17 protein-coding genes are annotated in these 14,629 nt (G+C 63.2%); 10 read left to right on the top strand and 7 right to left on the bottom strand.

What is annotated here, in order from left to right:
- Positions 1-15: 15 nt before the first annotated feature.
- Positions 16-630, top strand: coding sequence for an HAD family hydrolase (locus M1E10_RS12455; protein ID WP_499176730.1), 615 nt, complete (start codon positions 16-18; stop codon positions 628-630).
- Between the two features lie 112 nt (positions 631-742).
- On the opposite strand, the gene M1E10_RS12450 is transcribed toward M1E10_RS12455, so the two are convergent.
- Positions 743-1,873, bottom strand: coding sequence for a site-specific DNA-methyltransferase (locus M1E10_RS12450; RefSeq protein ID WP_499176729.1), 1,131 nt, complete (start codon positions 1,871-1,873; stop codon positions 743-745).
- 145 nt (positions 1,874-2,018) lie between these two features.
- Between M1E10_RS12450 and M1E10_RS12445 the strand changes: the two genes are divergently transcribed.
- Positions 2,019-2,315 (top strand): nucleotidyltransferase family protein, encoded by a 297-nt coding sequence (locus tag M1E10_RS12445; protein ID WP_499176728.1) that lies wholly within the window; start codon positions 2,019-2,021, stop codon positions 2,313-2,315.
- A 37-nt stretch (positions 2,316-2,352) separates the two neighbouring features.
- Here M1E10_RS12445 and M1E10_RS12440 read toward each other — a convergent pair whose 3' ends face one another.
- Together M1E10_RS12440 and M1E10_RS12435 are read right to left on the bottom strand one after the other, a co-directional pair.
- Positions 2,353-2,700 carry an antibiotic biosynthesis monooxygenase family protein gene (locus M1E10_RS12440; protein ID WP_499176727.1) on the bottom strand — a complete coding sequence of 116 codons (348 nt, stop codon included), beginning with the start codon at positions 2,698-2,700 and terminating at the stop codon, positions 2,353-2,355.
- Complete coding sequence (locus M1E10_RS12435) at positions 2,697-3,026, bottom strand: NIPSNAP family protein (RefSeq protein ID WP_499176726.1); 330 nt, start codon at positions 3,024-3,026, stop codon at positions 2,697-2,699. The genes M1E10_RS12440 and M1E10_RS12435 overlap by 4 nt, the downstream gene beginning before the upstream one ends.
- A 70-nt stretch (positions 3,027-3,096) precedes the next feature.
- Between M1E10_RS12435 and M1E10_RS12430 the strand changes: the two genes are divergently transcribed.
- Together M1E10_RS12430 and M1E10_RS12425 are read left to right on the top strand one after the other, a co-directional pair.
- Positions 3,097-3,795, top strand: a complete 699-nt coding sequence (locus tag M1E10_RS12430; protein ID WP_499176725.1) for an ArsR/SmtB family transcription factor — start codon at positions 3,097-3,099, stop codon at positions 3,793-3,795.
- A 134-nt stretch (positions 3,796-3,929) separates the two neighbouring features.
- Positions 3,930-4,619 (top strand): HAD family hydrolase, encoded by a 690-nt coding sequence (locus M1E10_RS12425; protein WP_499176724.1) that lies wholly within the window; start codon positions 3,930-3,932, stop codon positions 4,617-4,619.
- A gap of 22 nt (positions 4,620-4,641) precedes the next feature.
- Here the strand turns inward: M1E10_RS12425 and M1E10_RS12420 are convergent, their stop codons facing one another.
- Positions 4,642-5,184 carry a PilZ domain-containing protein gene (locus M1E10_RS12420; RefSeq protein WP_499177164.1) on the bottom strand — a complete coding sequence of 181 codons (543 nt, stop codon included), beginning with the start codon at positions 5,182-5,184 and terminating at the stop codon, positions 4,642-4,644.
- 133 nt (positions 5,185-5,317) lie between these two features.
- Between M1E10_RS12420 and thrC the strand changes: the two genes are divergently transcribed.
- From thrC to M1E10_RS12400, 4 genes are all read left to right on the top strand, one after another.
- Positions 5,318-6,715, top strand: coding sequence for a threonine synthase (gene thrC, locus M1E10_RS12415; RefSeq protein WP_499176723.1), 1,398 nt, complete (start codon positions 5,318-5,320; stop codon positions 6,713-6,715).
- 26 nt (positions 6,716-6,741) lie between these two features.
- Entirely contained in the window at positions 6,742-8,040 is a 1,299-nt protein-coding gene (locus M1E10_RS12410) for a M16 family metallopeptidase (RefSeq protein ID WP_499176722.1), read from the top strand.
- A 153-nt stretch (positions 8,041-8,193) separates the two neighbouring features.
- Positions 8,194-8,805, top strand: a complete 612-nt coding sequence (locus M1E10_RS12405; protein WP_499176721.1) for a GNAT family N-acetyltransferase — start codon at positions 8,194-8,196, stop codon at positions 8,803-8,805.
- Positions 8,806-8,846: 41 nt separating this feature from the next.
- Positions 8,847-11,708 carry an EAL domain-containing protein gene (locus tag M1E10_RS12400; RefSeq protein WP_499177163.1) on the top strand — a complete coding sequence of 954 codons (2,862 nt, stop codon included), beginning with the start codon at positions 8,847-8,849 and terminating at the stop codon, positions 11,706-11,708.
- Positions 11,709-11,784: 76 nt separating this feature from the next.
- On the opposite strand, the gene M1E10_RS12395 is transcribed toward M1E10_RS12400, so the two are convergent.
- Both M1E10_RS12395 and M1E10_RS12390 read right to left on the bottom strand, forming a co-directional pair.
- On the bottom strand, positions 11,785-11,976 hold the full coding sequence (locus M1E10_RS12395) for a CsbD family protein (protein WP_499176719.1): 192 nt from the start codon (positions 11,974-11,976) through the stop codon (positions 11,785-11,787).
- Positions 11,977-12,068: 92 nt separating this feature from the next.
- Positions 12,069-12,671, bottom strand: a complete 603-nt coding sequence (locus tag M1E10_RS12390; protein ID WP_499176718.1) for a YqgE/AlgH family protein — start codon at positions 12,669-12,671, stop codon at positions 12,069-12,071.
- Between the two features lie 168 nt (positions 12,672-12,839).
- Between M1E10_RS12390 and M1E10_RS12385 the strand changes: the two genes are divergently transcribed.
- Positions 12,840-13,703, top strand: coding sequence for a protein-disulfide reductase DsbD domain-containing protein (locus M1E10_RS12385; protein WP_499176717.1), 864 nt, complete (start codon positions 12,840-12,842; stop codon positions 13,701-13,703).
- Positions 13,704-13,762: 59 nt separating this feature from the next.
- The gene (locus M1E10_RS12380; RefSeq protein WP_499176716.1) at positions 13,763-14,248 is read left to right on the top strand and encodes a peroxiredoxin; all 486 of its coding nucleotides are present in this window, start codon (positions 13,763-13,765) and stop codon (positions 14,246-14,248) included.
- A 61-nt stretch (positions 14,249-14,309) separates the two neighbouring features.
- Here M1E10_RS12380 and M1E10_RS12375 read toward each other — a convergent pair whose 3' ends face one another.
- Positions 14,310-14,618, bottom strand: coding sequence for a Dabb family protein (locus M1E10_RS12375; RefSeq protein WP_499176715.1), 309 nt, complete (start codon positions 14,616-14,618; stop codon positions 14,310-14,312).
- Positions 14,619-14,629 lie beyond the last annotated feature (11 nt).

Here is a 14,629-nt window from a genome sequence, read left to right as displayed (position 1 = left end):
GAGCAAGGAACCCAGATGGCAGGCCCGATCAACCACATCGTCTTCGACATCGGCAAGGTGCTGATCCACTACGACCCCAACCTTCCCTTCAGCCGCGTCATTCCCGACGCGGATGAGCGCGCCTGGTTCTTCGCCAATGTCTGCACCCATGAATGGAACCTGGAGCAGGACCGCGGCCGCTCGTGGAGCGATGCGGAGGCACTGCTGGTTGAAAAGTTTCCGGAGCGCGAGGAGCAGATCCGCGCCTTCCGCACCTACTGGCCGGAGATGGTGCCCTATGCCTATGAGGACAGCGTCAAGATCATGGAAGGGCTGATCGAGGAAGGCCGGGACGTGACGATGCTGACGAACTTCGCAGCCGATACCTTCCGCCATGCCCGCGAGATGTATCCCTTCCTCGACAAGCCGCGCGGCGTCACGGTCTCGGGCGAGATCGCGCTGATCAAGCCGGACCGCGAGATCTACGACAAGCATGCCGGGGATTTCGGTCTGGAGCCGCAGTCGACGATCTTCATCGACGACTCCCTTGCCAACGTCGAGGGCGCCAGGTCTGCCGGATGGCAGGCGGTGCATTTCACCGATGCGGCCAAGCTGAAGGCGGATCTGGCATCCTTCGGCATCGCCACCTGACAAAATGACATGACGCCCGGAGGTCAACTTCCTCCGGACGTCATCTTATTCCCTTCCGGGACTGGAGGTACAAAAACCGGAAGGCGAATATCTGCTCGCGGCCGGTGGATCGTCAGCCGAGATTGCCGAGATTGCTGCGGATGACCGTCCGCAGGTCGTCGATGGGGCGCAGCGCCTTGCCGTCTTCGTAGTGCCAGAAGGTCCAGCCGTTGCAGGCGTCGAGACCCTGGACCTTTGCACCGAGGCGATGGATGGAGCCGGCGTCGCCGCCGGCGGCGAGTGTCCCGTCGGCGCGGATGATGGCGCTCCAGCGGCGCTTGGCATCCGTCAGCACCTGGCCCGGACGAACGAGGCCGCTTTCGACCAGCGTGTTGAAGGCAACGCGCGGCTCGGCCTTCTTGCCGGTCATCACCGTCAGTTCCGCCTTGCCGAGCGGCTCGACGGCCTCGATGCGGGCGGTGGCGGCATCGATGTAATCCTGCTCGCGCTCGATGCCGACGAAGTTGCGGCCGAGACGCTTGGCCACGGCGCCGGTGGTGCCGGTGCCGAAGAAGGGGTCCAGGATGACATCGCCTGGCTTGGTGGACGCCATGATGACGCGGGCGAGCAAGGCTTCCGGCTTCTGGGTCGGATGGACCTTCTTGCCGTCGTCGCCCTTCAGGCGTTCGCCGCCGGAGCAAATCGGAAACAGCCAGTCGGAGCGCATCTGGACGTCGTCGTTGGAGGCCTTCAGCGCATCGTAGTTGAAGGTATAGGACTTCGCCTTGGCATCGCGGCTGGCCCAGATCATCGTCTCGTGGGCGTTCTGGAAGCGGCGGCCCTTGAAGTTGGGCATCGGGTTGGTCTTGCGCCAGACGATGTCGTTGAGGAGCCAGAAGTTGAGGTCCTGCAGCATGGTGCCGACGCGGAAGATGTTGTGGTAGGAGCCGATCACCCAGATGGTCCCGTTCGGCTTCAGCACGCGGCGGCAGGCGAGCAGCCAGGCGCGGGTAAAGGCGTCGTAGACCTCGAAGGAGGCGAACTGGTCCCATTCGTCGTCGACCGCATCGACCAGCGACTGGTCCGGGCGGTGAAGCGCACCGCCAAGCTGCAGGTTGTACGGAGGATCGGCAAAGATCGCATCGACCGACTGGTCGGGCAGCGCCTCGAGTGCGGCGACGCAATCGCCCTTGATGATGGTGTTGAGCCAGGTGGCCGGCCGAGCCTGCAGACGCAGATCGGCAATCGGAAGGACTGCTGCCATGGGATACTCGCTCTTACGCTTACTCGAACTGTTTTACTGACTGTTATGGTTACCTATGTTGGTTACCAAAGCCTGAAGGCGGCGGCCGATTTCGGGAATATTTGGCGCTATGGCCACCAGACCGCGACTGCTGTAAAATCGGCGCATGAAGAAAAGCGAGGCGATCGAGAAGCTGACGGCACAGACCGACGCCATCCGGGCGCTCGGCGCCACCTCGCTTTATCTGTTCGGATCAGTGGCGCGGGACGAGGCGAGCGCTTCGAGCGATCTGGATCTGTTTATCGATTATGATCCGGCAACACGGTTCAACGCCTTCGATCTCGTCGGTATCAAGCTTTTCCTCGAAGAGGAGTCTCAATTGCCCGTGGACATCACGACGCGCGACAGTCTGCATCGGATGCTCAAGGACCGCATTGAAGCCGGTGCCCTGCAGATCTTCTGACAAAATCTAGGTTGGTCGGGGTCACTATTCGCCACGACTACGCCGCATGCACCGCCTTGCTGTCGTCTGGGGCCTCGGCGCGTTCGAACATGCCGTAGTCGCGCACGACGTGGCCGATGCGCAGGCGGTAGTCGGCGAAGATGCCGTTGCGACCTGCGTGCTGCGCCGCCCGGTGGGCTTCCAGGGTGCGCCATTGCCGGACCGCCTCCTCGTCGCGCCAGAAGGAGAGCGAGAGGAGCTTGCCGCGCAGGGTCAGGCTTTCGAAGCGCTCGATCGAAATGAAGCCGTCGATCTTTTCCAGTTCGGTGCGCAGGTCGCCGGCCAGATCCAGGTAGCGATGGCGCTCGCCCATGTAGGGCAGGACTTCGAAGATGACGGCGATCATAGCGTCACCTGCTGGCCGTGCGGCAAGGACAGGTTCTTCAGGAAGATGCGATCCTCCTTCAGGATGAAGCGCTCGCGCTGCACGAACTCGTAATTCTCGCGGCCCAGCGGATCAGCGGCAAGCCGGTTTCGATAAGCTTCGTAGGCGGCGAGGCTTTCAATGTTGTAGACGCCGTAGGCGGTGGTCGAGGAGCCTTCGTGGGGGCCGAAGTAGCCGATCAGATCGGCGCCGCAGCGCGGGATCGCCTCACCCCAGGTGCGGGCGTAGGTCGCAAAGGCGTCCTTGCGGAAGGGATCGATCTCGTAGCGAATGAAGCAGGTGATCATGGTGGTCTCCGTTGATGCCTGGGCACAATAGCCGGTTGATCGGCGGGAATGCTTCGGCTACGGTCGAAGCATGAAAGAAGGTCCAGACATTGCCCGCATCGGAACGCTGATCGGCGATCCCGCCCGCGCCAACATGCTGACGGCGCTGATGGGCGGCCAGGCGCTGACGGCGACGGAGCTGGCGCAGGCGGCCGGAGTGACCCTGCAGACGACCAGTTCGCATCTCTCCAAACTCGAGGACGGCGGGCTGATCTCGCAGCGCAAGCAGGGACGGCACCGCTATTTTGCGCTGGCGGACACGCAGACAGGCGCACTGCTGGAAGCGATCATGGGGTTTGCCGCCAGCCGGGGCCATCTGCGCCACCGGCCGGGACCGAAGGATCCGGCGCTACGCAAGGCGCGGGTCTGCTACGATCACCTCGCCGGGGACTATGGCGTGCGCATGCTGGACAGCCTGATCGCTGATGGCTCGATCCGCGCCGACGGCACGGAGCTGAGCCTGACGGCCGAAGGCAAGCGACGGCTTTCCGAGGTCGGCATCACCCTGAACGCGCCAACCTCCTCCCGGCGACCGCTCTGCAAGTCCTGCCTCGACTGGAGCGAACGGCGCTCGCATCTCGCCGGTGTCGTCGGCAAGGCGCTGCTGGCGCATTTTCTGGCCAAGGGCTGGGCACGGCGCAGCGACGACAGCCGCGCGGTGCTGTTCAAGCCCGAGGGGGAGCGGATGTTCCTGTCGCTGTTTCCCACAGAGCCGTCCAGCGAGACCTGATCTCCGGCCGATAGCCCAAGTCGCGGATCGGCGAGCGTCCCGATAAGCTTGCCCCTGCCCTGCCGGCGCGAGAGTTGAGCATCGGCACCCCGTCGTATAGAAGACCCGCCTCAGCTTCCAACAAGGCAATTTCCATGAACGGCTTCGACCTCATCATCTTCGACTGCGACGGCGTGCTCGTCGATTCCGAAATCATCGCGGCGCAGGTCGAATCACGCCTGCTGACGGAAGCCGGCTATCCGATCAGCGTCGAGGAAATGGGCGAGCGCTTCGCCGGCATGACCTGGCGCAACATCCTGCTGCAGGTGGAGAAGGAAGCCGATATTCCGCTGTCGGCCTCGCTGATCGACAAGTCCGAAAAACTGCTCGACGCGCGGCTTGCGCGCGACGTGAAGATCATCGAGGGTGTCAAGTTCGCACTGGCGCGCCTCTCGACGCAACGCTGCATCTGCTCCAATTCCAGCATGCACCGGCTGGAGATGATGCTGGAGAAGGTGGGGCTGAAGCCCTATTTCGAGCCTCACATCTTTTCCGCGAAGGATCTAGGACCGGATCGCGTCAAGCCGAAGCCGGACATCTTCCTGCATGCGGCCAAGCAGTTCGACGTCTCGCCGCAGAAGGTGCTGGTGATCGAGGATTCCGTCCACGGCATCCATGGCGCCGTTGCCGCGGGCATGCGGGTCGTCGGCTTTACCGGTGCCTCGCATACCTACCCAAGCCACGCCGACCGGCTGACGGAGGCCGGTGCCGAAACGGTGATCGCGCGGATGACGGACCTGCCGCCGGTGGTTTCCGCGCTCGGCGAATGGGCCGGCGCGGTCTGACCGAAAGCATTTTTTGGCCGCGTTATCTTTTCGCGGGAACGTCGAAGCCGAGGCGGACGCGGGTGAAGCGCGAGGCGCCGCCCTGGGCATTGGGGATCTGCACGTCCGGCTTGCTGAAGATGAACTGCGTACCGGTGGCCGGCATTTCGACAGGGAAGCTCACCTTCTGCGAGTAGATGACATTGTCGCCATCCACGACTTCCACCAGCACCGGCAGGGCGATCTGGCCGCCGGCGACTGCGGGACCCGCAACGACACGGCCCTGGGCCACGACATTGATGGTGATCGTCGATTCATTGGCCGTGCACTGGCGCGTGGAGTCGCCGAAGGATGCCTGATAGGCGAGCCGTTCCGGGTCATCCTGGCCGCCGCGCGCATAGGACCGGTAAACGGCATTTTCCTCGCGCATCACCACCGGCGGGCAGAAGGCCTGCACGACGGGCACCGCGGTCTCGGCCGCGGGCGCCGCGGAGGAGAGCCCCGAGGTGGGCGAAGAGGAATTGCAGCCGGCAACCAAGGCCAGGAGAGAAACTGACAAAAGCCTGCGCGTTACCGTGCCAAACACTGAACTCACCCTTCTCAACATCTTTTCCTGTCCACCTGCGGCATGCGGAAGATCACCTCTTCCGGCCTTTCGCCACAGATTTTCATGGTCTATATCAGCGGCGCAAACAAAAATCGATTAGGGATTCAAGGTCGTGGAATACATTTCTACCCGTGGAGAGGCTCCCGCACTCGGCTTCCGTGACGCCTTGCTTGCCGGACTTGCTCGAGACGGCGGGCTTTACGTGCCGCGCGAGTGGCCGGTCCTGACGAAGCGCGCGATCCGCGACCTGCGTGGCAAGACCTATCAGGAGGTGGCCTTCACGATCCTGAGCCACTTTACGGGCAACGAGATACCGGCCGAGAAGCTGCGGTCGATGATCGACGATGCTTATGCGACCTTCCGGCATCCGGCGGTCGCGCCGCTGGTGCAGACGGGGCCGAACGACTTTGTGCTGGAACTCTTCCACGGCACGACGCTGGCCTTCAAGGACGTCGCCATGCAGTTGCTTGCCCGGCTGATGGACTATGTGCTGGCAGAGCGCGACGAACGGGCGACCATCGTCGGCGCCACCTCCGGCGATACCGGCGGCGCGGCAATCGACGCATTTGCGGGCGGAAACCGGACCGACATCTTCATCCTTTTCCCAAAGGGCAAGGTCTCGCCGGTGCAGCAGCGGCAGATGACCACGTCGACGGAGGCCAATGTCCATGCGCTGGCCATCGAGGGCAATTTCGACGACTGCCAGCACCTGGTGAAGGAAATGTTCAACGACATCGCCTTCCGCGACCGCGTGCAGCTTTCCGGCGTCAACTCCATCAACTGGGGTCGGATCATGGCGCAGGTTGTCTATTTCTTCACGGCGGCTGTTGCACTCGGCGGTCCGGACCGGAAGGTGTCGTTCACGGTCCCGACCGGCAACTTCGGCGATATCTTCGCCGGTTATGTGGCTAAGCGCATGGGCCTGCCGATCGACCGGCTGGTGATCGCCACCAATGACAACGACATCCTGGCCCGTACGTTGAAGACCGGGCGCTACGAGATGCGCGGCGTCAAGGCGACGTCCTCGCCGTCGATGGATATCCAGATCTCCTCGAACTTCGAGCGGCTGCTGTTTGAGGCCTATGGACGCGATCCCGCCGCCGTACGCTCCGCCATGGCGAGCCTTCGGCAATCCGGGGCGTTCGAAATCCAGCCGGAGGCGCTGAAGGCGATCCGCAAGGAGTTTCGCGCTGCCCGGGCGACGGAGAAGCAGGTGGCCGAGACGATCCGCGAGACGCTGGCCGAAACCGGCTACCTCATCGACCCGCATACGGCGACGGGCGTCTTCGTCGCCAGGAAGCACGCCCGGACCAACAGCCCGATGGTGACGCTTTCGACGGCCCATCCGGCCAAATTCCCAGCGCCGGTAAAATCCGCTTGCGGAATTGACCCGGCGCTTCCATCATGGCTTGCTGATCTCATGACCAGGGAGGAGCACTTCGACATCCTGCCTGCAGAGCTGAAGGACGTCGAAAACTTCATCGGCGGACACGCCCGAGCAGGCAAGTGAGTGGCGCGGTGCCAGAAAGACAAGCAATGAATGTGCAAGTGACTCGGCTTTCTTCCGGGTTGACGGTTGTAACCGAGGCCATGCCCCATCTGGAGAGCGTCGCGCTTGGTGTGTGGATCAAATCCGGTTCGCGTAACGAAACGGAAGAGGAGCACGGCATAGCCCACCTCCTCGAACACATGGCCTTCAAGGGAACGGCGCGGCGCAGTGCCCGCGACATTGCCGAAGAGATCGAGAATGTCGGCGGCGAACTGAATGCCGCAACCTCGACCGAAACAACTTCCTATTACGCCCGCGTGCTGAAGGACCATGTCCCGCTCGCGGTCGATCTGCTGGCCGACATCCTGACGGAATCGCTCTTCGACGAGGAAGAGCTGAGACGTGAGAAGCATGTCATCCTGCAGGAGATCGGCGCGGCCAACGACACGCCTGACGACGTGGTCTTCGACAAGTTCTCCGAGGTCGCCTATCTGGGCCAGACGATCGGCCGGCCGATCCTCGGCACGCCGGAGAGGGTGCAGAGCTTTGCGCCCGGGCAGATCCGCAACTATCTATCGCGCAATTACACCACTGACCGGATGTTCGTGGTGGCCGCAGGTGCTGTCGATCACGACGTCTTCTGCAAGCAGGTGGAGGAGCGCTTCGCGACGCTGCCGCTGACGCCGAGCGCGCCGCCGGTGATGGAGGTGGCACGTTATCTCGGGGGCGAAACGCGCGAAGTTCGCGACCTGATGGATGCGCAGATCCTGCTCGGCTTCGAGGGCAAGGCCTACCACATGCGCGACTTCTACTGCTCGCAGATCCTCGCCAACGTGCTGGGCGGCGGCATGTCCTCTCGGCTGTTCCAGGAGGTGCGCGAGCACCGTGGCCTCTGTTATTCGGTCTACGCCTTTCACTGGGGCTTCTCCGATACCGGCATCTTCGGCATCCATGCCGCGACCGGCGGCGAAGATATTCCGAACCTTGTGCCAGTGATCATCGAGGAACTGCGCAAGGCGTCTGAAACGATCCATGTCCAGGAAATCGACCGGGCTCGGGCCCAGATTCGCGCGCAGTTGCTGATGGGCCAGGAGAGCCCAGCCGCACGCGCCGGCCAGATCGCACGGCAGATGATCCTCTACGGTCGCCCGATCCCCAACAACGAACTGATGGAGCGGCTCGAGGGCATCACCCCCGAGCGCCTGACGGATTTGTCCGGCCGGCTGTTCTTCGACACCGTTCCGACGCTTTCGGCGGTCGGCCCGATCGAGAAGCTTCCGCCAATGGAAGAACTTTCCGCAGCGCTGACACATCAGGCGACAATGAAGCAGCGGGCGAACGGCTAGAGGCTTCCTGCCGGCTGCGCGGGCCATCATCCACGAGGCTTCCAGCCGGCAGCCGCCCCGCAGCCCCGTTCGGGTCTGCCTCCAGTGCCGGAGTTTTCGGCACTTCACGTCAACCGGGAGCGTCCGCTGCCCGATGAGCCTCTGGAGTGGGACATGACGAGATCGATGTTTCGGTTTTTGTCACGGCAGCCGGAAGGCCCGCTTCTTTACGGCGACGCCCATCTCCTGCGTCTCGCCCGTCCTGGCGACTATGGCCAGTGGCATAGCCTCCGCTCCGAAAGCCGCGCCTTCCTGCAACCCTGGGAACCGAGCTGGCGCGACGACGAGCTAACGGCGGCGGCCTTCCGTGCCAGGGTCGATCGCGGTGTCGACGAATACCGGGCCGGGCATTCCGTGCCTCTCCTGTTGTTCGAGCGGCCGAGCATGACACTGCTGGGCGGGCTGACCATCGGCTACATCCGACGCGGTGCGGCACAGAGCTGCATGATCGGCTATTGGATGGGCGAGCCTCATGCGGGAAAGGGGCACATGCAATCCGCCCTTAAAATTGCCATCCCCTACATCTACGGCCAACTTCAGTTGCACCGGATCGAAGCAGCCTGTATCCCGGAAAACTGGAAAAGCGTCCGGCTATTGGAAAAAACCGGATTCGAGCGGGAAGGTCTTTTGCGACAGTATCTCAAGATCAACGGCGAGTGGCGGGATCACGTGATGTTCGCGCGGCTGCCGGAAGATGGTGAATTCGGGAAGATGATGAGGCCATGACCGCCCGCTACAGAAACATGGCGGGTCTCCGCTGGGTGATGATGCTGATGCTCACACTGGCGGCAGGATTGCTGGGCCAGGTGCCTGCAGCGCTCTCGGCCGAGCCGGTGAAGATCTCGCGCGACGACACCGCTCTCGACCTCACTGCGATGACGGATATACACACCAACCAGGGCGAAGCCTTCCAGGTTCCCACCGCCGCGGGCGCGGACGGCATCCGTCGCCGCATCGAGGTGCGCGCCAGCTCTCTTGAACACAACGGCGACTGGGCCGTCTTCGCGCTGGCCAACGTCTCGGAGGAACAGCTCGAGCGGGTGATCGTCGCGCCGCATTTCCGGCTGGCGGGATCGAAGATCTTCTGGCCCGACCTCGGCTCGCAGCGGATCATCGCGATCACGCCGAGCGAGGGCTTTGCGCTCGACCGGGAGCAGAGCCCGGATGCCGACGTCTTCCGCATCACGCTTAACCCCGGCTCCGTCATCACCTTCGTCGCCGAGCTGTCGACACCGACGCTGCCGCAGCTCTACCTGTGGGAGCCGGCCGCCTACAAGGACACCGTCAACGCGTTCACCCTCTATCGCGGCATCGTGCTCGGCATTGCCGGCCTGCTGGCGGTGTTCCTGACGATCCTCTTCGTGGTCAAGGGCACCTCGATGCTGCCGGCGGCGGCGGCGCTCGCCTGGGCGGTTCTTGCCTATATCTGCGTCGACTTCGGCTTCCTCGACAAGCTGATCAGCATCACCGCCAGCGACCAGCGAATATGGCGAGCCGGTGCAGAGGTGGCGCTCGCCTCCAGTCTGGTGATCTTCCTCTTTACCTATCTCAACCTGAACCGATGGCACGTGCATCTGGGGTATGCGACGCTTGCCTGGGTGCTCGGTCTCGGCGTCCTCTTCGGGGTCGCCATCTACGATCCATCCATCGCCTCGGGGATCGCCAGGCTTTCCTTCGCGCTGACCGCAACCTGCGGCATTCTGCTGATCTTCTACCTGGGCCTCAGCCGCTACGACCGGGCCATCCTGCTGGTGCCGACCTGGGCGCTGATCCTCGTCTGGCTGTTCGGCGGCTGGCTGACGGTGACGGGGCAGCTCGACAACGACATCATCCAGCCGGCGCTTGGCGGCGGCCTGGTGCTGATCGTGCTCCTGATCGGCTTTACCGTCATGCAGCACGCCTTTGCCGGCGGCGCCTACCAGCAGGGCCTTTTTTCGGACCTGGAGCGCCAGTCGCTGGCGCTGACCGGCTCCGGCGACACCGTCTGGGACTGGGACGTTGCCCGCGACCGGGTGGTGACGACGCCGGACCTTTCCGGCAAGCTCGGCCTGCCTGCCGGCACGATGCACGGGCCGGTCCGCAACTGGCTGCCCCGGCTGCATCCCGACGACCGCGACCGGTTCAAGGCGACGCTCGACGTGCTGCTCGAGCACAGGCGCGGGCGGCTCAGCCACGAGTTCCGCATCCGTGCCGAAGACGGGCACTTCCACTGGCTGCAGATCCGCGCCCGGCCCGTGCTCGGCTCGAACGGCGAAATCATCCGCTGCGTCGGGACGATCGTCGATATCACCGAGCAGAAGAACTCGGTCGAGCGGCTGCTGCAGGATGCCATGCACGACAACCTCACCGGGCTTCCCAACCGGCAGGTCTTCCTCGACCGCCTGCAGTCTGTGCTGACGCTTGCATCGACAAACCCTAACGTTCGTCCGACCGTGCTGGCGATCGACATCGACCGCTACAAGCAGGTGAACGACGCGCTCGGCATTGCTGCGGGTGACAACATCCTGATCGCGCTGACCCGCCGGCTGCGGCGTCTGCTGCGCCCGCAGGACACGCTGGCACGGCTGTCAGGCGACCAGTTCGGGTTGATCCTGGTTTCCGAGCCTGATCCCGCCAAGGTCGCCGATTTCGCCGACGCCGTGTCACAGGCGATCATGGTACCGATCAATTTCGCCAATCGCGAGATCATCCTCACCGCGTCGATCGGGCTGGCCTCCTGGGTCGACCGGCAGGAGAATTCCACGGAACTGCTGAGCGACGCGGAGCTTGCCATGTACCGCGCCAAGCGTGGCGGCGGAAATCGCGTCGAGCCGTTCCGGCCGATCTTCCGCACCTCCGGCACCGATCGGCTGCAGATCGAGACGGACCTGCGCCGCGCCATCGATCGTAAGGAACTCTCGCTCGCTTACCAGCCGATCATCCGCCTCGACAATGGCGAGATGGCGGGATTCGAGGCGTTGATGCGCTGGGAGCACCCGCGCCGGGGCAGCATACCGCCGTCGGAGTTCATTCCGATCGCCGAAGCCTCCGATCTCATCGGGCCGCTGGGGCTGTTCGCCCTGGAGCGCGCCGCGGCCGACCTGATCGACTGGCAGCGACAGACAGGCACGCTGCCGATCTTCGTGTCGGTCAACCTCTCCAGCGCGCAACTGCTCAACAACAACCTCTACAACGATGTGCGCGCCCTTCTCGCCAAGAGCGAATGCGACCCGAGCCAGCTCAAGCTCGAATTGACCGAGTCGCTGATGATGGAAAACCCGGAACAGGCCCGCCTCGTGCTTACCAAGCTCAAGGAGATCGGTCTTGGGCTTGCCCTTGACGACTTCGGGACCGGTTACTCCTCCCTCGCCTATCTGACGCAATTCCCGTTCGACACGATCAAGCTCGACAAGGCACTGGTGAAGGATGTGCAGGATCGACGCGCGGTCTTGCTGCGCTCGGTGATCAGCATGGCCCGCTCGCTGGAGATGGACGTGGTTGCGGAAGGCATCGAGACAGACGAGGACGCGGCAGAGCTGGCCAAAATGGGCTGCCAGTTCGGCCAGAGCTTCCTGTTCGGCTCGCCGATCACCGGCGACGCAACGCTTCGGCTGTTGAAGGAGCGGTTCCCGCTGACGAAACGAGCCTGACAGGCAATTGCGGACTGCAGACACAGAAAAGCCCGCTCTGGCAGCCGGAGCGGGCTTTTCAATTCAGTCAGTCAGATCAGGCCTTGTCGACGATCTTCTTGACGCCTTCCTTGACTTCGCCCTTGGCCTGCTGGCCGTGGCCCTTGGCTTCCTGAGCGGCGCCCTTGGCTTCCATCTCGTGATTGTCGGTCGCATCGCCAACTGCCTGACGCGCCTTACCAGCCATTTCGTTAGCCTTGCCTTCGATCTTGTCGCCAGTGCTACCCATGTCGGGTCTCCTTCATACGGCCGGAATGGCTCGTTGGAAGAAGAACGCATGATGCCAACCTTCGTTCCGCCCACGAAGGCGGGGACGACAATTCAGGCGTGTCCGGCTTCGCTCGAGAGCGCCGCCGGCGAGATGCCCAGGAGCGCCAGCGCCCGCTCGTATTTAGTGTCGACGGAGGCATCGAAGATCAGTTCCTCGGCGGAGGGGCAGGTCAGCCAGCCATTGTTGGCAATTTCGGTCTCCAGCTGGCCTGGGCCCCAGCCAGCGTAGCCAAGCATCATGGTCGCGCGCTTCGGTCCTTTGCCCTTGCTGATCGCCCGGATGATGTCGAGGGTTGCCGTCAGGGAAACGTCCTCGGTTACCGGAATGCTGGATTCGCCGACGTAGTCGTCGGAATGAAGCACGAAGCCGCGTCCCGATTCCACCGGCCCACCCATCAACACGGGGAGCCGCCGCACCTCGTTCGACAGCGCCGCGACATCGTCGCCGTGGAGTATGTCGAGATGTTCCAACACATCAAGGAAGGACACCGGCTGATTGCGGTTGATGATGAAACCCATCGCGCCGGCAGGTGAGTGGGCGCAGACATAGATCACGGTGCGGACGAAGGTGCCTTCCTGCAGGCCAGGCATGGCGATCAGGAACTGACCGTCCATAAAGCTCCGCTCGCTCGTGTCCTGTAGAGAAGCTACCACGAATTTCGCCTCCGTTCGTCCCGGTCAATGGCGATGCGATACTCCCGCCCCAGGCTGGTGATTAGGTGAAAGATGGGGCAAGGCTCCCCGGCAATCAACCTAAAATGATCCGCCGGCATGGACTGATGGCTGGTTCCGGCGACAGACATCCGATAGAGCATTGCTTCCATGACCCCTGACGTAACCAGACACGTTTTCGCGAGCCACCGGCCGAAGGCTCTGATCGCTTCGCTTGTCCTGCTGGCAACAACCGTGCTGAGCGCCGCCATGCCCGCCAAGGCGGAGATGACCGACTGGGCGACCAACGAGGGCGGGCGCATGCGGCTCGTCGCCCTTCCGCCGAGCCCGGACGGCATAGTGCGCGGTGCCTTGCAGATCGAGCCGAACCCCGGCTGGATCACCTATTGGAAAGAGCCCGGCGATGCCGGTATACCGCCGCAGTTGATTGTCTCCGAGGACGACAGCGTGAGCCTCGACCGGCTCGATTATCCCGTACCTAAGCGTATCGATAACGGGTCGCTGCGCGACATCGGTTACGACCATCCAGTGGCCCTGCCCTTCGCGCTCCGTGTCGAGAACCCGGCCAAACCCCTGACCGTCGGCGTGTCCGCCTTCGTCGGGCTTTGCCGCAACATCTGCATCCCCTTCCAGGCGGATTTCGCCCTGCAACTGGCAGGCACCGGCGCCACACCCGTTCAGGAAGCCATGCTGGTGGCATCCGCGGAGGCAAAGCTTCCCGAAGCCCCTTCAGGCGACTTTGCGCTGACCCATTACGCGCTCACCGGCAACGACAGGCTGCGCCTGAGGCTGCGTCTTCCGGGCGCGCTTGCCGCCCCACCCCAAGTCATCGTCACCGGTCCGCAGGGTCATGTCTTCTTCGACAGCAAGGACGGACGCCAGGATGGTGAGGATTATGCGCTGGATGTGCCGATCGAGAAGCTTCCCAAGAGCTACGACATGCGCGGCAAGCGCTGGGGGATCCTGGTGATCGCGGGCGATCGCGCCATGGAAACCTCGCTTGCCTTCAACTAGCGGGAATCTATAGTGCGCTCGACCGGCAAAGGCGCCGCCACAAGAGGAGAGACATGTCCATGACCATCGCCATCGGAGAAAAGCTGCCAGCCGCGACCTTCAAGGAGAAGACTGCGGATGGTCCCGTCGAGATCAGCACCGATGAGCTCTTCAAGGGCAAGCGCGTTGTGCTCTTTGCGGTGCCTGGCGCCTTCACGCCCACCTGTTCGCTCAATCATCTTCCGGGCTTCCTGGAGAACCGCGATGCGATCCTTGCCCGCGGTATCGACGACATTGCCGTCGTCGCCGTCAACGACTGGCACGTGATGGGTGCATGGGCGCAGTCTTCGGGCGGCATGGGCAAGATCCACTTCCTGCCGGACTGGAATGGAGCCTTTACCAAGGCAATGGGGCTCGACATGGACCTTTCCGCCGGGGGCCTCGGCGTACGCTCGAAGCGGTATTCGATGGTGGTCGATGACGGCGTGGTGAAATCCCTCAACATCGAGGAGAATCCCGGCCAGGCGACCGTCTCCAGCGCCGCGGCCCTCATCGAGCAGCTCTGAGCGGCAGGAAGTCAAATCCAGAATGAGAAACGGAGCCAAGTGGCTCCGTTTTTTTTGTTGTTCAGGTCTCGAGGTCGAAAATCAGCAGTCCCGCTACTCCGCCGTCGGTGGAGGCGACGATTCGCTCTCCGACCGCCACATGCTCCGGATGCACGAGATAGGCGTCGCGTGCGTCCGTATTCTCGAAGGTGACGACAAAGCCGTCACGGAAGCCGCCGTTCAACCCCTCCGGAGAGACATTTGGGCCGTATTTGATCTCCAGCATGCCGGGGACCACGCTCTTCAACGCCGCCACTTCCTCGTAGAGCGCCTGCTTGTCGCTTGCCTGCAGGGCCGATTTAAATCTCAAGAACACACAATGAAGGATCATTTGCTACCTCC

The sequence above is a fragment of the Rhizobium sp. PK7-22 genome, from assembly GCF_056530405.1.
Note: the sequence above shows the minus strand (reverse complement) of the source record. Positions and strands in the feature narration are given on the sequence as shown.